The organism is Prevotella sp. P5-92 (assembly GCF_002251245.1).
In the GTDB taxonomy this organism is placed as follows: Bacteria; Bacteroidota; Bacteroidia; order Bacteroidales; family Bacteroidaceae; genus Prevotella.
In genome coordinates this window covers 1-22,865 of record NZ_NPJG01000113.1, presented here as the reverse complement: position 1 = coordinate 22,865, position 22,865 = coordinate 1, and the positions used below count along the sequence as shown (strand labels likewise).

The window sequence follows — 22,865 nt, the reverse complement described above, 5'->3', positions numbered from 1 at the left end:
AATATCTTCAAAAAACAATAATGACAACAAGTATCAGACTATATTCAATAGTATTCCTCGCCATCATAGGATTGGCATCAATGGCTAACGGACAGATGACGGGAAACACCATGGCAACCGATTCTGTTGCCACAGACTCTTTACAGCCGATACCAGAATCAGCCATCGTCGATGAAGTGATATGGGTGGTGGGCGACGAGGCAATCCTCAAAAGCGACGTCGAAGCCATGCGACTGCAGGCCGCACAGGAAGGACAGCGCTGGGATGGCGACCCCGACTGTGTCATCCCCGAACAGATAGCAGTGCAGAAGCTGTTCCTGCATCAGGCTGCCATCGACAGTATCGAGGTCTCACAGTCTGACATTTCACAGATGGTGGAACGACAGATCAATGGCTGGATACAGATGATCGGTTCGAAAGAGAAACTCGAGGAATACAAGAAACAGACTGTCACACAGATGCGCAACGAACTGAACGACGTGGTGCGCGACCGCTTGATGGCTGAGAAGATGCAGAAGAAATTGGTCGAGGACATCTCCGTCACTCCGGCGGAGGTGAGACGATTCTTCAACAATCTCTCACAGGACAGCATCCCTTACGTGCCAACAGAGGTGGAAGTGCAGATCCTCACTCAGACACCAAAGATTGAGCAGGAAGAGATTAACCGCGTGAAAGAGACTCTCCGCGACTTTGCCGACAGGGTGACGAAGGGCGAGTCGTCGTTCACCACTCTCGCACGCCTCTATTCCGAAGACCCGGGATCAGCCCGCCAGGGCGGTGAGCTCGACTATACTGGTCGTGGCATGCTCGATCCTGCCTTTGCCAACGTGGCTTTCAACCTCACCGACCCGAAGAAGGTGTCGAAGATTGTCGAGTCTGAATTCGGTTATCATATTATCCAGCTCGTCGATAAGCGTGGCGACAAGATCAAGGTACGTCATATCCTGATGAAGCCTCAGGTGTCTGACGAGGCGGTAGATAAGTGCCTCCTCCGTCTCGACTCCATACGCAACGACATCGTTGGAGGGAAGTTCACCTTTGACCAAGGTGCTTCATATATCTCTGACGACAAGGACACACGCAACAACAACGGACTGATGTTCAACTCTACAGAGATGTCGCGAACATCCAAGTTCCGCATGCAAGACCTGCCTTCTGAGGTGGCTGTCGTCGTTGACACCATGAAGGTTGGCGACATCTCGGCGCCTTTCACGCTCATCAACAACAGGGGCAAGAAGGTGTGCGCTATCGTTAAGCTGAAGAACAGGGTTGACGGACATAAAGCAAAGATTACCGAGGACTTCCAGGTGATGAAAGCCGTGGTGGAAGCTAAGCGGCGCGAGGAAATCCTTCACAAGTGGGTCGTTGACAAGATTAAGACTACTTACGTGCGTATCAATCCAAGATACCGCGACTGTAAGTTTGAATACGACGGATGGATAAGGTAAATGAAATATGTCGAAAAGAACAACGTTTATCCTTACCGCTATCTGCATCTTCACGCTGGCTTGGGCAGTGACGCCGCAGAAAGGGAAGAAGAGAGTAAGACGACAGGCTAAGACGGAAGACAACAGGGTGTATCTCATACATTCTGACGTGCTGTCATACGACCAGTATAAGAATCCTGACGCACAGATTCTTAACGGACACGTACAGTTTAAGCATAACGGAGCTAAGCTGTTCTGCGACAGTGCGCATTTCTACGAGGCGTCAAACTCCTTCGAGGCTTTCGGCAATGTGAAGATGTATCAGGGCGACACTCTCACGCTCTTTTCCGACTACGCCTACTACGACGGCAACGACCAGATGGCAATGGCGCGATATAATGTTGTGCTCACTCATCGTAAGTCGAAACTATATACCGATAGCCTTAACTTCGACCGTCTTTATAACATAGGTTATTTCTTTGAAGGAGGAAAACTCGTTGATAACGGCAGTGTGCTCACCTCCGACTGGGGAGAGTACGACACGAAGACCCGTATGGCGGTGTTTAACTATGACGTGCGACTGCGCAACAAGAAATTCTATATGACGTCCGACACGCTCTACTATGACACCGGCAAGTCGTTGGCACATGTCGTAGGTCCGTCAAACATCACCTCGGGCAATAGCCATATCTATACCGAAGACGGCTATTATAATACCAAGAGCGAACAGTCAGAACTCTACGGACGGTCGATGATGAAAGACAACGGTAAATCCGTCATCGGCGACAGCGTGTATTATGACAGCAAGAAAGGCACGTCGGAGGCTTTTGGAAATGTCATCTATACCGATTCCATCAACAAGAACAAACTCACTGGCGACTATTGCTGGTATGACGAGAATACGGGATATGCCATGGCGACAAAACGTGCCGTGGCTATCGACTTCTCGCAGAAAGACTCGCTATACATGCACGCCGACACATTTAAGATCTTTACCTTCAACATCAATACCGACTCGGTATATCGCAAGATACACGCCTACAACCATGTACGCGCCTATAGAATCGATGTGCAGGCGGTGTGCGACTCCTTGGTATATAACTCCCTGGACTCTTGTATGATCATGTATCGCGACCCGATAATATGGAATATGAACCAGCAGCTCCTCGGCGAGGAGATAAGGGTGTATATGAAAGACTCTACCGTCAACAGGGCTCATGTCATCGGACAGGCTCTCTCCGTCGAGCAGATGCCTGACTCTATCCATTTCAACCAGATATCGTCAAAAGAAATGTTCGCCTTCTTCGAGAAAGGAGAGATATACGAGGCGGAGTCGAAAGACAATGTGCAGATCGTCTATTATCCCATCGACGACAGCGACAGCACTATCATCGGTCTTAACTATACCGAGACCACGCAGATGCGCATGTTCCTTGAAAACAGGAAGATGAAGAAGATATGGATGCCAAAGGCAAAGGGCACCCTCTATCCGTTGACACAGGTGCCGCCCGAAAAGTATTTCCTGCCAAACTACGCGTGGTTTGACTATATCCGACCACTCAACAAGGACGACATTTTCGAATGGCGACCAAAGAAGGGTGGGGCAGAGCTGAAACCCGAGAAACGAAGAGAGGCTCCGCTGCAGCATCTGTTTAACGATGATGTGAAAGAAGAGAAAGAAGCAAAAGAAAACGAAGTAAAAGAAGAAAACGAAGAGAAAATAGACTAATGTCAGACGTAATACAACTGCTCCCAGACTCCGTTGCCAACCAGATAGCAGCGGGAGAGGTGATACAAAGACCGGCTTCTGTCATAAAGGAACTCGTGGAGAATGCCATCGATGCAGACGCAAAACGTATCGATGTGGTGGTGGTCGATGCCGGACGCACCTCAATACAGGTCATCGACGACGGACGGGGTATGTCGGAGACTGACGCCCGTCTCGCCTTCGAGCGTCATGCCACATCAAAGATACGTAAGGCCGACGACCTCTTCGCCCTTTCCACCATGGGATTCCGTGGCGAGGCATTGGCGTCGATAGCCGCCGTGGCACAGGTGAAACTGAAAACGCGTATGAGCGAGAGCGAGGTGGGCACCGAACTGGTCATCTCTGCCTCAAAGGTGGTGCAACAGCAGCCTATCTCTTGTCCCGTAGGCAGTAACTTCATTGTTGACAACCTCTTCTTCAATGTCCCTGCAAGACGTAAGTTCTTGAAGACCAATACCACCGAACTGAACAATATCCTTACGGCATACGAACGCATCACTCTCGTCTATCCCGATATCGCCTTCACGCTGCATAGCAATGGCACCGAACTGATAAACCTCCGTCCGGGTAGCCTCCGACAGCGTATCGTCGATGTGTTTGGCAAGCGTCTCAACCAGGTGCTGTTGCCGGTAGAGGTAGATACGTCGCTCTGCCGTATTAAGGGATTCGTAGGAAAGCCGGAGTCGGCAAAGAAAAAAGGAGCTCATCAGTTCTTCTTCGTCAATGGCAGGTATATGAAACATCCATATTTCCATAAGGCGATAATGAATGCCTTTGATCGTCTCGTCGCCGTGGGAATGCAGGTGCCTTATTTCATCTATTTCGATGTCAACCCCTCTGATATCGACGTCAATATCCATCCTACAAAGACGGAGATAAAGTTTGAGAACGAACAGCCTATCTGGCAGATACTCTCGGCTGCTGTCAACGATGCTATCGGCAAGTTTTGCGAGATTCCAAGTATCGACTTCGATACCGAAGGCAAACCAGATATCCCGCTCTTCGACCCGCAGCACGAGACCTACGCTCCTCCGCAGCCGCAATATAACGCCTCTTATAATCCGTTTAAGACTCATAGCGAGGCGCGACAGCCCGCCGTGCCAGACAGATGGGAGGATCTGTATAATGGTCTTGGCGACGACGACCCAGTGCCGTCAAGGCCAGAGGCCACACAACAGTCGTTCGACTTCTCCGAACCCATAATGTCCGAGGCAAACTCCGACTTCTCTGAACGGTCGTTGGCACACTATCAGTATAAAGGACATTACATCATGACTGCCGTCAAGTCGGGACTGATGATCGTCGATCAGCAGAGGGCCGACATGCGTATCCGGTTTGAGCGTTACATGAAGCAGATGGAGACGCATATCTCGCCGTCGCAGCAGGTGCTCTTCCCCGAGGTGGTCCAGTTTCCTGCTTCCTTGGCTGTCTTGCTCAATAAGGTGTTGCCGGAGATCAACAACATGGGATTTGACCTCACTGACCTCGGACAGAACAGCTATTCTATCAATGGCGTTCCTGCCGGACTGGAAGGCATCGACTGCAAGGCTTTGCTTGTGTCTATGCTCGATGATGCTGCCGACAATGTGTCGTCGTCAACAGATGCTCTCCGACGCTCTCTCGCCCTCACCATGGCACGTGCGGCGGCTATACCCGTAGGACAGGTGTTGTCAAACGTCGAGATGGAGTCGCTCATCAACGAACTCTTCACTTGTTCCAACGTCAACTATACCCCCGACGGCAAGGCGATAATATGTATTCTTCCACAACGAGAGATTGAACAACTAATGGGATAAAGGACATGAAAAGATATATCTTATTTATTTTAATGGCTACAGTAGCTCTCGTAGCCTCTGCTCAAGACGAGCTGACACAGGATGAGAGCTTCGAGGCACAGTCGGGATGGAACACGTCATCCACACGTCATTATAGCGTGACCACAAACTCGTTCTTCTCCAACTGGTTTGTGTCTGCCGGCATCGTCGGAACGGCTCTCTATAACGAGAACGAACCAGATGGGACTTCAAAGAGCCCATTCAAGTCGTTCCGAAACAATGTTGGGTTATCGATGGCTATAGGCAAGTGGTTTACTCCGGGCTTAGGACTGAGAATGAAACTTAATGGCTTTTGGGGCAAGGGACTTGCCGATCCTGCCATTGGCACGTATGAGTCAATAAAGTATCTCAGCTTCCAACTCCAGACGATGTTCAACGCGAGCAATCTCTTTGTTGGCTATAACCCCGATCGCCTCTATAACTGCATCCCATATTTTGGTTTCGGACTGATGCGAAACCTTTCTTACAACAATAATTTCACTGGCGTGTCGGTAGGATTGCTTAATACGTTCCGTCTCTCTGATCGTGTCACCTTCAATATCGACCTCAGCTATATGCACCGAAACAAGCATAAGGAGGCTGTCGTCGCTCCCGTTTGCCAGTATCTGTCGTCAGCAGGCGTCGAGATAGGCTTTACATATTATATTGGTAACTCCAAGTGGAAGAAAGCTCCCGATGTAGAGGCTATACACGAGATGTATCAGATGGAGATAGATGCAATAAAAGCACAGCTCGAAGACGAGCAGATGGAAAACGAGATGCTTAGACAGCAGATAGAACAGCCTCAGTCTGATGAAGAGAAACAGCCTCAGTCTGATGGCAAAGAATAGCTATTATCCGCCACTTAGTGACCGTCTTCCGAGGCTAAATACAACTTTTTTGTAGGAAATACGAAAAAAGTAGTGAAATAATTTGCTCAAACCAAAAAAACTTCGTACCTTTGCACTCGCAAACAAAACGAAGGGCGCTTAGCTCAGCTGGTTTAGAGCATCTGCCTTACAAGCAGAGGGTCGGGGGTTCGAATCCCTCAGCGCCCACAATGAGAGGTTTCCAATAGGAAGCCTCTTTTTTCGTATAATTATTCCAGAATAGTGGTAAAAGATAAAAAATCGTAGTTTTTTCTTGCATATATCCTTTTTATTCATTACCTTTGCTCCCATAAACTGAAAACATATATACAAATGGAACTGATTGAACGATTTATTGAATACACAAAATTCGACACACAGTCGTCGGAAGACAGCAGCACCGTACCGAGTACGGCAAAGCAACTCGTCTTCGCGGAATATCTGAAGAAGGAACTTGTGCGCGAGGGATTCGACGATGTATATCTCGATGACAAAGGCTATCTGTATGCGACACTGAAAGCTAATATAAAGAATTCCAATGCACCCGTGATAGGTTTCATAAGTCATTATGACACCAGCCCTGACTGCAGTGGAGCAAATGTAAAGGCTCATATCATCAACAACTACGACGGCAGCGACATACTGTTGTCGCAAGGTATAGTGTCGTCACCGAAGAAATTCCCCGAACTGCTCAACCATGTAGGCGAGGATCTCATCGTCACTGACGGACACACCCTCCTCGGCGCCGACGATAAGGCAGGTATCGCCGAGATAGTACAGGCGATGTGCTATCTGCGCGACCATAAGGAGATACCCCATGGCGACATCCGCATCGCGTTCAACCCCGACGAGGAGATTGGCATGGGAGCACATCATTTCGACGTGGAGAAGTTCGGCTGCCAGTGGGCTTATACCATGGACGGCGGCGATGTGGGCGAACTGGAGTATGAGAACTTCAACGCCGCTTCTGCTAAGGTGGAGATACATGGAGTGAGCGTACATCCAGGATATGCCAAGGGAAAGATGGTCAATGCCAACCGTCTTGCTGTAGAATTCGCTGCCATGTTGCCTGCCGATCAGACACCAGAGACTACCGAGGGCTATGAGGGCTTCTTCCATCTCATCGGTATGCACACCAACACCGAACTCGCCTCTCTCAGCTATATCATCCGCGACCACGACCGTCAGAGCTTCGAGGCACGTAAACGTCTTGTAGCCGAATGTGTTGACAAGATCAACGAGAAATATGGCGACGGCACAGCGACGGTAGAGATCAAAGACCAGTACTATAACATGAAGGAGAAGATTGAGCCAGAGATGCACGTCATCGACATAGTGCTCAGGGCCATGCAGGAAAGTGGTGTCACTCCAAAGGTGCAGCCTATTCGTGGCGGCACTGATGGCGCCCAACTCAGCTTCCGTGGACTTCCTTGTCCGAATATCTTCGCCGGCGGCGTCAACTTCCATGGTCCATACGAGTTTATCAGCGTACAGTCTATGCAGAAAGCTATGGATGTCATCATCAATATCTGTCGCATAGCGGGGGAGTATAATGAATAACAATAAACAACATACAATTATTATGACTAAACAGAAAAAATTTATTCTCCAAGAGAATCAGATTCCTACGCAGTGGTATAATATCCAGGCAGACATGCCTAACAAACCGCTGCCACCACTCAATCCAGCCAATCATCAGCCACTCACCGCTGAAGATCTTAGCCATGTCTTTGCCGCTGAATGTGCCCGTCAGGAACTCGACGTCACACACCAGTGGATAGACATTCCAGAACCGGTATTGGAGAAGTATAAGTACTACCGTTCCACACCGCTCGTACGTGCTTATGCCCTTGAGGAAGCCCTCGACACTCCGGCTCATATCTATTTCAAGAACGAGTCAGTCAACCCGTTAGGCAGCCATAAGATAAATTCAGCCCTTCCGCAGTGCTACTACTGTAAGGAAGAGGGAACGACAAATGTCACCACAGAGACTGGTGCCGGACAGTGGGGCGCCGCCCTCTCTTATGCCGCTAAGGTCTTCGGACTCGATGCCGCCGTCTATCAGGTGAAGATCTCTATGGAACAGAAGCCTTACCGCAGTTCTATCATGCGTACCTTCGGTGCGGCAGTCACTGGTTCTCCTTCGATGTCAACACGTGCGGGAAAGAACATCCTCACCGTCGATCCTACCCATCCAGGCTCACTCGGCACTGCCATCTCTGAGGCAGTGGAACTCGCCACCACCACTCCTCATTGCAAATACACTTTGGGCTCTGTGCTCAGCCATGTGACTCTACATCAGACCATCATCGGTCTCGAAGCCGAGAAGCAGATGGAGATGGCGGGAGAATATCCAGATATGGTCATCGCTTGTTTCGGTGGCGGATCAAACTTCGGCGGTCTCGCCTTCCCGTTCCTGCGTCACAATATCCTCGACGGAAAGAATACAGAGTTTATAGCAGCAGAGCCAGACTCTTGTCCAAAGCTCACGCGCGGCGTGTTCCAGTACGACTTCGGCGATGAGGCAGGTTATACTCCGCTCATCCCCATGTTCACCCTCGGACACAACTTCAAACCAGCAAATATTCATGCCGGCGGCTTGCGTTATCACGGAGCGGGAAGCATCGTCAGCCAACTCATCAAAGACAAGATGATGCATGGTGTCGATATTCCGCAGTTGGAGTCTTTCCAGTCAGGTATGCTCTTCGCACGTACCGAAGGCATCATCCCCGCTCCCGAGAGCTGTCATGCCATTGCCGCCACCATCAGAGAGGCTGTGCGCTGTAAGGAAGCAGGTGAGAAGAAGACCATCCTCTTCAATCTCTCTGGTCATGGCCTTATCGACATGACTTCCTACGACAGGTATATCAATGGCGACCTCCAGAACTATTCTCTCTCAGACAAGGAGATTCGCGACAATACTTCAACTCTCGAACAGATCATCTAAATTCTTTATACTCATTCCTACTACAAGGTAAAGAGAAAAACATCCAAAATCGTGCTTTTTTCATGTTTTTATGAAAAAAAGCACGATTTTATTTGGTGGTTATAAAAAAACTTCGTACCTTTGCACCCGCAATTAAGACAATGGGCGCTTAGCTCAGCTGGTTTAGAGCATCTGCCTTACAAGCAGAGGGTCGGGGGTTCGAATCCCTCAGCGCCCACAACGAGAGGTTTCCGAAAGGGAACCTCTTTTTCTTTTCACCTGTTGCCCTTAACTTGTATTTGTATAAAAAACACTAAAAAAGCAGATTTTTCTTTGCTTATCTCAAAAAAACTGCTTACCTTTGCAACCTAAATAGAAAAAGCATAGAATTACACCTTATTATATATAGTAATGAATTTAGACGTACTTACAGCAATCTCGCCTATTGATGGCAGATACAGAAGCAAGACACAACCTTTGGCACCCTATTTCTCGGAGTTTGCCTTAATAAAATATCGCGTGCGTGTTGAAATCGAGTATTTCATCACTCTCGTTGAGTTGCCTTTGCCGCAGCTCGCCACTTTCCCACACGACAAGCTCGACACTCTTCGCGACATCTATCGTCTCTTCGACGAGGAAGCCGCCACAAGGGTAAAGACCATAGAGCAAACCACCAACCATGATGTTAAGGCGGTTGAGTATTATATCAAGGAACAGTTTGATGCTATCGGAGGATTGGAGCCCTATAAGGAGTTCATCCATTTCGGTCTGACGTCGCAGGACATCAACAATACCTCAGTGCCATTGTCGCTTAAGGAGGCTGTTGAGGATGTGTATATCCCTACACTCCAGCGTCTCATCGACGACCTCAAGGCAAAGGCTGCCGAATGGGCTGACGTGCCAATGTTGGCAAAGACACACGGACAGCCAGCTTCGCCAACACGCCTTGGCAAGGAGGTGATGGTGTTCGTCTATCGTCTCGAACAGCAGTTGGCTTCTCTCAAGTCGTTGCCATATACAGCTAAGTTCGGTGGGGCCACCGGTAACTTCAATGCTCATCATGTGGCTTATCCACAATACAACTGGCGCGAGTTCGGCGACAAGTTTGTTGCCGAGAAACTCGGACTGGCACGCGAGAGCTACACTACACAGATATCTAACTACGACTGGCTTGGAGCCATCTTCGATGCCATGCGTCGTATCAACACCATAGTCATCGACCTCGACCGCGACTTCTGGATGTATATCTCCATGGAATACTTCAAACAGCGTATCAAGGCTGGTGAGGTAGGCTCAAGCGCCATGCCACATAAGGTGAATCCTATCGACTATGAGAATAGTGAAGGCAACCTTGGCATCGCCAACGCCATCCTCCAGTTCCTTGCTGCCAAGCTGCCTGTGAGCCGCCTCCAGCGCGACCTTACAGACTCTACCGTGCTCCGCAATGTCGGCGTGCCGGTAGGTCATAGCATCATTGCCTTCGAAAGCACACTAAAGGGCTTGGGCAAGCTCATCCTCAACGAACAAAAGATAGCTGACGACCTTGATAATACATGGGCTGTGGTGGCTGAGGCCATTCAGACCATACTGCGCCGCGAGGCTTATCCTCATCCCTATGAGGCGCTCAAGCAGCTTACACGTACCAACAAACCGATGTCGCAGGAACTCATCCATGAGTTTATCAACACTCTCAACGTTTCCGATGAGGTGAAAGAGGAGCTCAAAGCTATCACTCCTCACAACTATACAGGTGAATAAACATTAGCCGCGAGGCCAACATTATTAACAAAAATCCACAATTATGGAAGAGAACGAAAAGAAAGATCAAGAGACTCAGGGCGGTTATCAGCCTAATTTCCGTCCACAGGCAGGACGTTCACCACGTCCACGCATCCAGCAGCCACGCCAATATGCCAACACAGGCGCTGGTTACAAGCAGAATGATTCAGGTGATGAGGGCGGTTTCCGCCCTGAGGGTTTCGGAGCAGCACTGCAGGGTTCAGCACCTCAGCAGCGCCCTGCTTACCGTCCACGCACCAATTACAATAACCCCGAAGATGGTGGTCAGAACCCACGTTCTGGTTACCAGCCTCGCGGATACAATCAGCAGGGTGGCTACGGTCGTCCTCAGCAGGGTGGCTACGGTCGTCCTCAGCAGGGTGGCTACGGTCGTCCTCAGCAGGGTGGTTACGGTCGTCCTCAGCAGGGTGGTTATGGTCGTCCTCAGCAGGGTGGTTATGGCCGTCCTCAGCAGGGTGGCTACGGTCGTCCTCAGCAGGGTGGCTATGGTCGTCCTCAGCAGGGTGGTTACGGTCGTCCGATGCAGGGTGGCTACGGTCGTCCTCAGCAGGGTGGCTATGGTCGTCCGATGCAGGGTGGCTACGGTCGTCCTCAGCAGGGATTCCGTAAGCATACCCCAGGCTACGATCCAAATGCTAAGTATAGCATGAAGAAGCGTATCGAGTACAAGGAGGAGAACTACGATCCAAACGAGCCGATTCGTCTTAACAAGTATCTTGCTAACGCTGGTGTATGCAGCCGTCGTGAGGCTGACGAGTACATACAGGCAGGTGTCATCACCGTCAATGGTAATGTAGTCACCGAGCTTGGAACAAAGGTGCTCCGTACCGACGAGGTGAAGTTCCACGACCAGCCGGTAAGCCTTGAGAAGAAGGTATATGTGCTTCTCAACAAGCCGAAGGACTATGTCACCACTTCTGACGACCCACAGCAGCGCAAGACCGTCATGGACCTTGTGAAGAACTGCTGCAAGGAGCGTATCTATCCTGTAGGCCGTCTCGACCGCAACACCACGGGTGTGCTCCTTCTCACCAACGATGGCGACATGGCATCAAAGCTCACCCATCCAAAGTTCCTGAAGAAGAAGATCTATCATGTCTATCTCGACAAGAATGTCACAGCACACGACATCCAGCTCATCCGCGATGGCATAACCCTCGAGGACGGCGATATCAAGGCCGACGCTTGCGAGTATGCCGATCCTATCGACAAGAAGCAGGTGGGCATTGAGATCCATAGCGGTAAGAACCGTATCGTGCGCCGTATCTTCGAGTCGCTCGGCTATAAGGTGACCAAGCTCGACCGCGTACAGTTTGCAGGTCTCACTAAGAAGAACCTCCGTCGTGGCGACTGGCGTTACCTCACAGAGGAAGAGGTTGACCGTCTCCGCATGGGTGCATACGAGTAGAATAAGCCCGATGGGCTTCACATAATATAAATAATAGATTATGAAAAGAGTAAAAATCGCCGACGCCCTGAAGATGCAGGCCGAGAACCAAGAGGTGACCGTGGCAGGATGGGTACGCACCCACCGCTCTTCAAAGGCAGTCGATTTCATAGCACTTAACGATGGCTCTACCATCAACAATATCCAGGTCGTCGTTGACCCCGCACAGTTCGACCAGGAGCTGCTCCGCCAGATCACCACTGGCTCCTGCATCTCCGCCACTGGACTGCTCGTCGAGAGTCCGGCCTCTGGACAGTCGGTGGAGCTCCAGTGCCGCGAGATAAAGCTTTTTGGCACGTGTCCTTCTGACTATCCCATGCAGAAGAAAGGCCAGACGTTCGAGTATATGCGTCAGCACGCCCATCTGCGTCTGCGCACCAATACTTTCGGCTGTGTGATGCGTATCCGTCATAATATGGCGACCGCCATCCACCGCTACTTCCACGAGCATGGCTTCTTCTATTTCCATTCGCCCATCATCACGGCGTCTGATTGTGAGGGAGCAGGACAGATGTTCCAGGTGACCACCAAGAACCTTTACGACCTGAAGAAGGACAAGGAAGGAAAGATCATCTACGACGACGACTTCTTCGGCAAGCAGACCAGCCTCACGGTGAGCGGACAGCTCGAAGGCGAATTAGGAGCAACAGCTCTCGGCGCCATCTACACCTTCGGTCCTACCTTCCGTGCAGAGAACTCCAACACTCCCCGCCACCTGGCAGAGTTCTGGATGATTGAGCCGGAAGTGGCGTTCATTGACCTGAACGACCTCATGGACCTCGAGGAAGACTTCATCAAGTATTGCGTGCGCTGGGCACTCGACAACTGTGCCGACGACCTCGCCTTCCTCAACAAGATGGTTGACAAAACCCTTCTTGAGCGTCTCAACTCAGTGGTCAACGGCGAGTTTGTGCGCCTGCCCTATACCGAGGGAATAAAGATTCTCGAGGAAGCAGTGGCCAACGGACACAAGTTCGAGTTCCCCGTGTCATGGGGAATGGACCTCGCCTCTGAGCATGAGCGCTACCTCGTAGAGGAGCACTTCAAGCGTCCGGTCATCATGACCGACTATCCGAAGGACATCAAAGCCTTCTACATGAAGATCAACGACGACGACCGTACCGTCCAGGGTACCGACGTGCTCTTCCCGCAGATAGGCGAGATCATCGGAGGCTCGGTGCGTGAGGAGAGCTACGACAAGCTCATCGCCGAGATTGAACGCCGCAACATCCCTATGAAGGATATGTGGTGGTATCTCGACACCCGCAAGTACGGCACATGCCCTCACGGAGGCTTCGGATTGGGCTTCGAGCGTCTCATACTTTTCGTGACAGGAATGCAGAACATACGCGACGTCATCCCGTTCCCGAGAACGCCAAAAACCGCAGAGTTCTAAAAATGCAAAAAATAGACGAAAACTCGTGAAATACCCTGCAAAATGCAGCTGAATAAGCCATAATGGATAATTTTTTCAAGAAAAACAGAAAAAAACTTTCATTTTATTTGCAAGATTTCAGATTTATGTCTATATTTGCACCGAAAATGCATTTTTCTAAGGAAAAGTATGCAGATATTTGAGAGAAGATATTTAGCTTGTAACAATACAATTCTATAATTAATTTAATATTTATCGTATGAAAAGAAAAATCTTTAGTGCGTTGCTTTTTGGAGCTTTCCTGACTGCTTCTACTAGCACGTTCGTGTCTTGTAAGGACTACGATGACGACATCCAGAACTTGCAGGCTCAGATCGATGCAAACAAGAAAGCGATCAGTGATATCCAGGCACTCATTTCAAGTGGTAGCGTTATTACTAACGTTGCTTCGAATGCTAATGGTGTTACCGTTACACTTAGCAATGGTCAGTCTTTCAACCTTACTAACGGTAAGGATGGCGAAAAGGGTGACAAGGGCGATAAGGGTGACACAGGCGCAGCTGGTACTTCTTGGACCATCGGTGATGATGGCTACTGGTACAAGGACACTGGCAATGGTCCAATAAAGACCGAGTACTACGCTCTCGGCACACAAGGCGAGAAGGGCGAAAAAGGTGACAAGGGTGACAAGGGTGATAAGGGTGATCAGGGCGAACCTGGCACACCTGGTGCTCCTGGTGCTCCTGGTGCTCCTGGCGACAAGGGTGACAAGGGTGATAAGGGTGATCAGGGCGAGCCTGGCACACCTGGAGCTCCTGCCGGCCAAGGCGTTTACTACCTCCTCAATGCCGAGACTATGAACCTCGACAAGTATGAGAATGGTACACTCATTCAGGCTAACGCTGTTACTCTCGACGAGCTCGATGGTATTGGCGTAACAGCTGTCTTCACTGGCGGTAACCTCTACCTTAGCGGAGTTGTTGACCAAAATGGTAACCCAGCTGGTGTAATCCAGATTTCAAATACAGCTGACCTCCAGGGTCTCGTATTCATGCCAAAGCTCTACCTCGACGGTATCGAGACTATCGAGTATCCTTGGTTGACTGGTAACATCCAGGCAGAGGGTATTCCTTATACAGCTGATCACCGTGATGACAACGCTGACCATACTCGTAAGAAGCAGGTTAGCAACTTGACTGACTTTAATTTTGTAGTTCCTGAAAAGATTTACAACTATGGTCCAGTTTGGACTGTTGACTACAATATGAACCCACAGAATGCTGAGGTTAAGTGGAACGAGTATGTTACATACCAGACTCTTAACTCTGACGTAATTTACACTCGCGCAGCTGCTGAAGGCTTGAAGATTTCTTCTCCACAGTATGACGCTGCTGGTAACGAGGCATTCTACACAGCAGGTGGCGTTCTTACAGCTGGTATCAAGATTGATAATCCACAGGATCTTAACCCACGTCCAACAACAGGTGCTTGGAATAAGGACAACGTAGTTGCTCTCCAGGTTCTGACAAAGAACAACTTGGGTTATCCAGACGCTATCACTTCTGACTATGCTCTTATCCAGCCAGAGGTTACTGAGATCGAGTCTCTCGTTTGGAACGAAAAGCCAGACTATGCAAGGAATCCTAGTCGTGTTGGTGACGGTGCTTGCAGCGCAGGCCTAGGTCCTATCCATGTTTACGCTACTCCACATGAAGCTCTCCAGACACCTGATGGTGCTGCTCTCGAGATGCAGTGGGACGGCGAAGGCATCGACATCGCTTCTAAGCTCGGTATCTGCTACAAGAAGTATGACGTTAAGTCTAACTCTAACGTTTGGGCAGTTATGCCTTATGGTAAGGAAGCTGTTTGGGGTCTGAAGTATGAGTTCTCTCTCGTAGAGTACATCGTTGACAGTAACGTTACTATTGATAGCCGCTACGCTACTTGGGTAAATCAGGCTAAGGGTGTTCTGAAGGCTTGTACCGTTGACGCTGATGGTAATCGCCTTGCGGGTGTGCAGTCTCAGACAGCCGTTGACCGTGAGCCACTGGTACGCGTTCTCGTTAAGAACTTCAATGGTGATGTTGTTCTCGATGGTTATATCCTCGTTCACATCGCTCGCGTAGCTCCAGATGCTCCATCTGCTGCTAACCTCGAGGTTGACAACTATCCAGCAGGTGCAGCTGAGTTCGATCTTTGCAATGTTGCTACAGTATTCGGTCAGACAACATGGGGTCAGTTCTCTAACCTCGTTCTCCAGACCAAGCTCGACAACATGACTAAGGAAGACTTCGACGCTCAGTATGAGCCTGACTTGAAGCGCTCTATCCCTGTAGATCGCGACGCTAACAACAACCCAGTTTATGTAATGTCTATCTATGGTGACTATGCTGCTAATGGTTCAGCTGGTGCTGCCGCTATCCCAGAGCATATGATTACTCCTACTGCTACTCAGCAGCTCGGTACAATGGCTTGCGAGACTGGCGACGTATTCTACTATGGTAACTCACTCGGAACCACTAACCACACATTCAAGTGGCAGATGAGCGCTCGTGTTCTTGAGGAACTCACACACCACGCAACAACGTTCCCAATCGAGGTAACTCGTTACGTACGTTTCAAGGCTATCCCAGGTTCTGGCGCTAAGTATCCTTACATCTACATCAAGCTGACAACTAAGCTGACACGTAAGGATATCCCAACAGTAGCTTACGGTGAGAAGAACAAAAACTACTGGTACGGTCTCGATGGTTCTGATGAAGGTCTCGATGCTATCGTATTCGACGCTAAGGCTCCATACGATGGTGGTGATATCAGAAGAATCAACCGCTCTATCCGCACAACTCTCGTTGAGAACGTAGAGAAGACTGCAGGTAAGTACTACTTCGTTCCTGGTGTATCTGAGGTTGTTGACGCTAAGGGTACAACTTGGTACGTAACTACTAAGTCTGGTGCAGCTAATGTTACATATGATGATCTCTATGACCTCTACATGCCATGGCTTGATCCACATGACTACACTACAGTTGAGGATCTGAACAAGCTGCTCAATGAGTGTGCTATTGCTGAGTGGTCACCACTGTTCAACAATGCTACACTCTATGCAACAACAGACCTTACTGCTCCTGCTTATACTCCGATTGCAACTCTGACTCAGACAACAGGTGATATCGTTCTTCTCAAGAATACCACTACAAAGGCTGTTCTGAATGCTGTAGGTTATGCTGAGAACCACGCTAACATCAACAAGGAGCTCCGCACTGTAGTAAGCTTCGTAGCAAACAATGGTTGTGGTGTTGCAACTCGCATCACTGATGCTCCATTCACAGTTAGCTGGCAGCGTCCAATCAACATGAAGGAGATCGAGAACAAGGTATCTTACGATGCTGCTACCAACTGGACACGCATCTACGCTCTCGACTACATCAAGCTGTTCGACTGGCGTGGTGAGGGTTATGGTTACATGTGGGGCGATCAGACTTGGTTCTGGGCTTACTACAATGTTAACTACATCAAGATCGATACCAACCCAGCTAATGTTAAGACTAACATGCACTCAGGAGAATTCAAACCTCTCGATAAGATCTCTACGAAAGTTGAGCTTTACTGGGAAGATGGCAGTGCTCTTGGCAAGAACGAACACACATTCAACGCATTCAACATCTTGCCATACAATGCTGCTGCTAATAACAATGCTCTCCTTGCTTACATGGAAGCCAATAAGGCTCTGTTCGGTACTATCCTGTACAAGGATAATGGTGACAACGTAACTGACTTCGACCTCATAATCCCAGTTAAGATTGGCTACGAGTGGGGTGAGTTCGAGACAAGCTTGACACTCCGCATCGAGCGTACAGCTGGTCACTAATTTGACTCTTACAGATTAGTATTAGTAATCAAATAATATTGGGGTGTGCCAGCACATGCGGGCACACCCCTTTTTAAAGTTTTTATAGATTTAAACTTTCATGAAGAATTTTTCGTTCATTTTGCTATTGTGTGCCATTACTCTTTTCTCTTGTACTGGCAAAAAGAAAGATGCTACTCAACAGCGTGAGGAGGCTATAGCTGAGTTTCGCAGTCATTTGACTGAAGCTGATACGACTGCTATGTTGAAGATCTGCGATGATGCAATGGAGATGCTGAAGCAAAAGAAGTACGACGCTGTATTGGCTTCGCTTTATGAATATAACGACTCTACAAAAGAAGTTAAGCCTCTGTCTGATACCACTGCTAAGAAATACAAGCGTCAGTTTGAGATGTTTCCCGTACTCTCATACTATCGCATCTACTATTCTTTCCAACTCGAGGGTTGTAACGACGTGAAATATCGTGTCACCTTCGCCACTGCTGAGGCAGCACAGACCAAAGATGACCCTACCACAGCCTATATGTTCAATCCTGTTAAGGTGGATGGCAGTTGGAAGCTATGCGTGAAGACAGCAAAAGACGAGTTTGACCACAGTCATCGCTAATCCTTAATTCTGCATATTATGAAAAAGTTATTGTTTTTATTGTTGTCATTAATCTCACTGACGGCATCGGCCCAGATTAACGACTCGCGCACAATTGACTTTACCAATCCTACGGGTTTGACCCCATCGGTGACACCGATGCATGGTAATGCTCAGATAGTGATGGTGACCGACAAGGTGTTTGAGTCAGGTCCCGTTAGAATTAGTTTTAAGAACGGTAGTGTGGCTACTGGAGCTCAGATAGTCACTACAAAGCGTGGCGACAATCCCGAGACCTATAATCTCCGCATCACCTCAACAACATTTTTCACGGTTTCTGTTGTTGATGGAGCAGTACTGAAATCAATCCAACTAAGCGAGGATTCGTTTGTAGGCGACCTTTCTGTAACATCTGAAGATGCTGCAAAAGGCGACTTTACTGAAACATCTGCATATCGAACATGGGTTCCAGCCGATGGAGCGGGCGATGTCACCAATATTACTTTTATAAACTCCGGTTCTTCTACCGAGATAAAGAAGCTGACTGTAGAGTATGTCGCCAAAAGTGACATCCTCGTTGCTACAACTGATATAGCTGATTCAAAGACTATTGACAGCTTCACATCAATGACTCTCGACTTCGATTCTAACATCACCACTATAGATAGCTCAAAGCCTGTGATGCTTACCAGTGCTGACGGCACAGTATCTAAGCAGCTCACTGCTATTATCAGTGATGGAAATGTTGTGTTGAAGTCTGACGCAACTATCGAGCATGACGATACTTACACCGTCTCTATCGCTGCCAATACGTTTATGGACGCTATGGGCTATGGTAACAAGCAGGCTTCGTTCAGCTTCAAGGTGCTTGTACCTAAGAACACCTTTACTTATAATACCGTGACTCCAGCGCCTGGAAGGGTAGATGAGATAACTGGAGAAATAACGTTAGCATTCCCAAAAGCCGTAGGAAAAGTGACTGACAAAGCCATCATTATTAATAAGGATGGAGAACCTCTCCGTCAGGCTAAGCTCAGCAAGGTGGATGGAAATGACAAACTTGTTTCGCTCAAATTCGACGGCGTGACAAGCGCTATTACCGAACTTGGTGAATACAGCATTGTAATTCCTGAGCAGAGCATCTTCAACGCCTTCCCCGACGATGCACAATTGGTGCGTTATAATCCAGAAATAAAACTGGACTACGTCATCTCTAATGCTCCGCCCGAGGACTCTGAAACCATGAAACAGGCAAAACAGCTCCTTACCGTTGAGGGAATAGGCTATCCGTCGGCTACAAGTGCCGCACGCACTGCCCTCAAGGCACTGGTAGAAGCTGAGACAGTGCCTTCTGACGCTGATCTGCGCACAGCCATTGCGGCTTTCTATGCCGATGCAGCAGTGACACTGCCTACTACCGACAAGTGGTATAAGATCTACAACGTGAATGCCAACGGCAGCAAGCTCTATCTCGAATATGCTGACGGCAAGGTGAGCATAGGCAGCAATGCGGCAAAGGCAGGTGCCTTCAAAGCCACACAAAATGCCGACGGCACAATGTCGTTCTGCACTAATGACGGCAAGTATCTCCATGTGCTGACAGCCATGGATGGCAAATATATTGGCACGTCGTCGAGCAACGTCACTTCAACTTACGACGCTGCTGTCAATAACATCACCTTTGCCCGCGCAATAGTGAATGGAGTGGATAACGACAAGACATTCGGTCTGCTCTCTATGCACGGCTCGCTTGGCACTGACGTGGTGATGAGTACTCCAGCCAGTGCCTATGCTCTTGTAAGTCATAATGCCGCAAGCATTGTCACTTCTCCAGAATACTCGCTTGTCTTTACCGCTAACATCTCAGGTGCCTTCGGATTTGCCGAGACTGTGAAGCCAGAGGATGTGGTTCCTCCTGTTGACCTCGAATGCAGCATCTCGCCAGAGGTGGCTGACAACGACAAGACCATGATGAAGCTCTCGTTCTCTTCGACGTCGAAGGTAGTGCTCAACAATGAGGTACAGGGTGCGTATATCAAAGACGAGAAAGGAAACAAGATGGGCGATGTAGTGCTGAAGACTACAGCCACCGACAACGTCTTTGAGTTTAGCATCGTTGGTTTGGAGAATGGCAGCTACTCTATCGTAATACCAGAAGGTAGTTTTAAAGCAACTGTAGATGGTAAGGTGGCTCTGACAAAAGCTATTGTCAAGTCGTTTGCCGTGGGCAAGAGCGGAGCAGGCGACACCGAAGGTTTCGACTATTCATATAATATCTTAGCCCGTTGGGGAGATACAGGCGGTATATATGTAGATGACCAGGTGTTTGTAAACTACGTACTTACATTGCCTTATAATTGGGATAAGGGACTCGTTGCAGACCCGACAAAACAAGTTATAATCACCGATTTGTTCTCTGCTTCATCAGTGAAGGCTACAGGACATTTCGAATCGTACGTGATACCTGAAGCTCCACAGTATCCGGCAGTTCGTCTTGTATATGACAGTTATGAGCCGTCAATTGTTTCTGGCTCGTCGTATGCAGTGATAATTGAAAAGGCTACTCTTGGCGACAATAACTTCGGCAAGTATCTCGAAGACCGTACATCGGTAAGCCCATCTGAGTGTAAGGTAAACAACAAGATGGTGCTCCAGTATCATATCGACAACTACCAGGCAGCTGCTGTTGAAGGTGTAGAGGTTGACTCTACTGGCGACGAGAAGGTTGTTGACCTCCTTGGCCGTCAGGTGAAGACAATGAAGAAGGGTCAGCTCTATATCGTTAAGGGCAAGAAAGTATTGTATAACGATTAAATATTGAATTAATCTCTTTTTGAAAAGGGAAGTTAAGGAAGCAATAACCGCTTCTTTAACTTCCTTTTTTTTAGGTCAAAACAGAATGCCCTATCCACCTTCCAACTGAATAGGGCATTCACCTTCCAACTGAATAGGGCATTCACTTATCAACTGAATAGGGCATTCGTTTTTTTGGGGAAAAACCGCCGTAGTAGGGTCTTACTTTATGTAAGACCGCTCGCCTAATTCCGCCTCCATATCCTTTCTACTCTTGCTCTTTGTGACAAATCTTACGCCGAAAAAGACGAGGAAGACAGCTAAGGCATGGGTGAGCTTAAAGACACCGAGACCGGTGAGAACGCTGACGACAACAGCCACAAGAGGCTGCACGTAGTTATACACACTGACAACCGTAGGCCGTAGCACCTGCTGAGCCTGCATGGTAAGAATATAACAAAAGAAGGTGCATACCACGACTACAAAGGCAGTCTCAAGCCACGTCTTTATGCTGATGGCAGCAAAGGGAATGGCGGCGACATGAGAAAATGTGAAGGGGGTGATGATGATGGCAGCAAAGGTAAACATCCATTTGTTGACCGTAAACACCGAATAGCGCTTTATCAGTGGATTGAACATCGACAGATAGAAGGCGAACGACAACTGCGCAAACATGCAGAGGAGGTCGCCCCTGATGTCTCCCACCTTGGAATTGGAGGCAGATGCACTGGTGAGGATAAGCATCAACGCTCCACAGAATCCCATGAACACGCCTCCCGCCTTCTTGGCGGTGACCGGCTCCTTGAGAATGATGGCAGAAAGGATCATCGCAAAGATAGGCATCGACGTGGTGACGATGCTGGAGTTGATGGGCGAAGTGATGCTCAGTCCGATGGTGTAACAACACTGGTTGAGCACAAGACCGAAGAGACCCGCGAGACCGAGTTTCAGGATATCACTTACAGGCGGTTGCTCACGCTTTACGAAGAGAGAAGCAATCCAGAAGAGCACGGCAGCTCCAGTGACACGAAAGGTGACCATGTCGATACCCGTGAGTCCATGTGTCATGGCATCCTTGCCTATGGGAGCCATCAGACCCCAAAAAGCGCATGCCAAAAACATGCTGAGATGAGCCAAAAGCGGCTTTTTGTTATCCATTTATCTATTTATTCTTAAAAAACGGTGCAAAGTTAATCATTTTCTGTGGAAAAACACTATATTTGCAGAAAGAAAACGAAAAGTCTTATGCAGAAATATGCTGATTATATCGAACAGATAGAGATTGACTCGCTCTGGAGCGGCACACGCCACATAGTATGGAACCTCGACCCGAAGGTGAACATACTCAGCGGAGTGAATGGAGTGGGAAAGAGTACTATATTGAATAAGGTGGTGAGGGGACTGATACCCGGAGGCGAATTTCCGAGCCATCTGCTCAAAGGCGTGCGCATAAAGGTATGCCCCGACGACGCACGATGGATAAGGTATGACCACATACGCAGCTTCGACCGTCCGCTGATGAACAGCGACATGGTGAACAAGATTGTGGATGCCTCGGTAAACACAGAGCTCGACTGGCAGATATACCAGCTGCTGAGGAAATATCTCGACTATCAGGTGAATGTGGGCAACCGCATTATAGCCGTGCTGCAGAGCGGCGATGCCGACGCTGCAGTGAAGGCACAGCAGATATCGGAGCCGAAGAAGAAGTTCCAGGACATGATTGACAGCCTCTTTGCCGACACGGGAAAGCAGTTGGTGAGAAGCCGCAACGACATAGCCTTCAGTCAGATAGGTGAGATACTTACTCCCTACCAGCTCTCCAGCGGCGAGAAACAGATGCTCGTGATACTGATGACGGTGCTTGTGGAAGACAACCAGCCCTACGTCCTCTTTATGGACGAGCCCGAGGTGAGTCTGCATATAGACTGGCAACAACGTCTCATCGACCTCATCCTCGAACTGAACCCCAACGTCCAGATTATCCTTACCACACACTCGCCGGCGGTGATCATGAACGGCTGGACAGACCGAGTGACGGAAGTGAGCGACATACTTGTATGACCCTCAAATCCGCAACCTATAGGGTTTAGTGGGATTTTGCTTGCAAAGCGACAAAATTCATTTTATTGTACATATTTCTTGCACAACAGAAATGTCGCAGACACAAAATCCCCTTACCCCATAAAGCG

At 48.9% G+C, this 22,865-nt stretch carries 14 protein-coding genes and 2 tRNA genes; 15 read left to right on the top strand and 1 reads right to left on the bottom strand.

Annotation, left to right across the window (positions count from 1 at the left end; genetic code table 11):
- The first annotated feature begins 20 nt into the window (after positions 1-20).
- From CIK99_RS11210 to CIK99_RS11145, 14 genes are all read left to right on the top strand, one after another.
- On the top strand, positions 21-1,448 hold the full coding sequence (locus CIK99_RS11210) for a peptidylprolyl isomerase (RefSeq protein WP_094381591.1): 1,428 nt from the start codon (positions 21-23) through the stop codon (positions 1,446-1,448).
- Positions 1,449-1,455: 7 nt separating this feature from the next.
- A complete protein-coding gene (locus tag CIK99_RS11205) occupies positions 1,456-3,156 on the top strand; it encodes an OstA-like protein (protein ID WP_094381590.1) in 1,701 nt (566 codons plus the stop codon).
- Positions 3,156-4,991 (top strand): DNA mismatch repair endonuclease MutL, encoded by a 1,836-nt coding sequence (mutL, locus tag CIK99_RS11200; RefSeq protein ID WP_094381589.1) that lies wholly within the window; start codon positions 3,156-3,158, stop codon positions 4,989-4,991. The genes CIK99_RS11205 and mutL overlap by 1 nt, the downstream gene beginning before the upstream one ends.
- Positions 4,992-4,996: 5 nt before the next feature.
- The gene (locus tag CIK99_RS11195) at positions 4,997-5,860 is read left to right on the top strand and encodes a DNA replication initiation control protein YabA (protein WP_144007982.1); all 864 of its coding nucleotides are present in this window, start codon (positions 4,997-4,999) and stop codon (positions 5,858-5,860) included.
- A gap of 132 nt (positions 5,861-5,992) precedes the next feature.
- A tRNA-Val gene (locus tag CIK99_RS11190) sits at positions 5,993-6,067 on the top strand.
- 144 nt (positions 6,068-6,211) lie between these two features.
- Positions 6,212-7,438 (top strand): peptidase T, encoded by a 1,227-nt coding sequence (gene pepT, locus CIK99_RS11185; protein ID WP_094381587.1) that lies wholly within the window; start codon positions 6,212-6,214, stop codon positions 7,436-7,438.
- Positions 7,439-7,460: 22 nt separating this feature from the next.
- The gene (locus CIK99_RS11180; RefSeq protein WP_094381616.1) at positions 7,461-8,825 is read left to right on the top strand and encodes a TrpB-like pyridoxal phosphate-dependent enzyme; all 1,365 of its coding nucleotides are present in this window, start codon (positions 7,461-7,463) and stop codon (positions 8,823-8,825) included.
- Positions 8,826-8,967: 142 nt separating this feature from the next.
- Positions 8,968-9,042: transfer RNA gene (locus CIK99_RS11175), tRNA-Val, on the top strand.
- A 173-nt stretch (positions 9,043-9,215) separates the two neighbouring features.
- Entirely contained in the window at positions 9,216-10,562 is a 1,347-nt protein-coding gene (gene purB, locus CIK99_RS11170) for an adenylosuccinate lyase (RefSeq protein WP_094381586.1), read from the top strand.
- Positions 10,563-10,605: 43 nt separating this feature from the next.
- A complete protein-coding gene (locus CIK99_RS11165; protein ID WP_094381585.1) occupies positions 10,606-12,012 on the top strand; it encodes a pseudouridine synthase in 1,407 nt (468 codons plus the stop codon).
- A 40-nt stretch (positions 12,013-12,052) separates the two neighbouring features.
- Positions 12,053-13,447: an asparagine--tRNA ligase gene (gene asnS / locus CIK99_RS11160; protein WP_094381584.1), complete on the top strand. Its 1,395-nt coding sequence runs from the start codon at positions 12,053-12,055 to the stop codon at positions 13,445-13,447.
- 238 nt (positions 13,448-13,685) lie between these two features.
- Positions 13,686-17,294, top strand: a complete 3,609-nt coding sequence (locus CIK99_RS11155) for a PL29 family lyase N-terminal domain-containing protein (RefSeq protein WP_094381583.1) — start codon at positions 13,686-13,688, stop codon at positions 17,292-17,294.
- 241 nt (positions 17,295-17,535) lie between these two features.
- Positions 17,536-17,901 (top strand): hypothetical protein, encoded by a 366-nt coding sequence (locus CIK99_RS11150; RefSeq protein WP_216822807.1) that lies wholly within the window; start codon positions 17,536-17,538, stop codon positions 17,899-17,901.
- A gap of 18 nt (positions 17,902-17,919) precedes the next feature.
- Positions 17,920-20,694 (top strand): hypothetical protein, encoded by a 2,775-nt coding sequence (locus CIK99_RS11145; RefSeq protein ID WP_144007980.1) that lies wholly within the window; start codon positions 17,920-17,922, stop codon positions 20,692-20,694.
- 201 nt (positions 20,695-20,895) lie between these two features.
- Here the strand turns inward: CIK99_RS11145 and CIK99_RS11140 are convergent, their stop codons facing one another.
- The gene (locus tag CIK99_RS11140; protein ID WP_094381580.1) at positions 20,896-21,831 is read right to left on the bottom strand and encodes a DMT family transporter; all 936 of its coding nucleotides are present in this window, start codon (positions 21,829-21,831) and stop codon (positions 20,896-20,898) included.
- Between the two features lie 87 nt (positions 21,832-21,918).
- Between CIK99_RS11140 and CIK99_RS11135 the strand changes: the two genes are divergently transcribed.
- On the top strand, positions 21,919-22,737 hold the full coding sequence (locus CIK99_RS11135) for an AAA family ATPase (protein ID WP_094381579.1): 819 nt from the start codon (positions 21,919-21,921) through the stop codon (positions 22,735-22,737).
- The last annotated feature ends 128 nt before the right edge of the window (positions 22,738-22,865 follow it).

Excerpts from the sequence above, each read along its gene's own strand:
- CIK99_RS11210 (WP_094381591.1), top strand. The coding sequence starts at position 21 with ATGACAACAAGTATCAGACTATATTCAATAGTATTCCTCGCCATCATA.
- CIK99_RS11205 (WP_094381590.1), top strand. The coding sequence starts at position 1,456 with ATGTCGAAAAGAACAACGTTTATCCTTACCGCTATCTGCATCTTCACG.
- mutL (WP_094381589.1), top strand. The coding sequence starts at position 3,156 with ATGTCAGACGTAATACAACTGCTCCCAGACTCCGTTGCCAACCAGATA.
- CIK99_RS11195 (WP_144007982.1), top strand. The coding sequence starts at position 4,997 with ATGAAAAGATATATCTTATTTATTTTAATGGCTACAGTAGCTCTCGTA.
- pepT (WP_094381587.1), top strand. The coding sequence starts at position 6,212 with ATGGAACTGATTGAACGATTTATTGAATACACAAAATTCGACACACAG.
- CIK99_RS11180 (WP_094381616.1), top strand. The coding sequence starts at position 7,461 with ATGACTAAACAGAAAAAATTTATTCTCCAAGAGAATCAGATTCCTACG.
- purB (WP_094381586.1), top strand. The coding sequence starts at position 9,216 with ATGAATTTAGACGTACTTACAGCAATCTCGCCTATTGATGGCAGATAC.
- CIK99_RS11165 (WP_094381585.1), top strand. The coding sequence starts at position 10,606 with ATGGAAGAGAACGAAAAGAAAGATCAAGAGACTCAGGGCGGTTATCAG.
- asnS (WP_094381584.1), top strand. The coding sequence starts at position 12,053 with ATGAAAAGAGTAAAAATCGCCGACGCCCTGAAGATGCAGGCCGAGAAC.
- CIK99_RS11155 (WP_094381583.1), top strand. The coding sequence starts at position 13,686 with ATGAAAAGAAAAATCTTTAGTGCGTTGCTTTTTGGAGCTTTCCTGACT.
- CIK99_RS11150 (WP_216822807.1), top strand. The coding sequence starts at position 17,536 with ATGTTGAAGATCTGCGATGATGCAATGGAGATGCTGAAGCAAAAGAAG.
- CIK99_RS11145 (WP_144007980.1), top strand. The coding sequence starts at position 17,920 with ATGAAAAAGTTATTGTTTTTATTGTTGTCATTAATCTCACTGACGGCA.
- CIK99_RS11140 (WP_094381580.1), bottom strand. The coding sequence starts at position 21,831 with ATGGATAACAAAAAGCCGCTTTTGGCTCATCTCAGCATGTTTTTGGCA.
- CIK99_RS11135 (WP_094381579.1), top strand. The coding sequence starts at position 21,919 with ATGCAGAAATATGCTGATTATATCGAACAGATAGAGATTGACTCGCTC.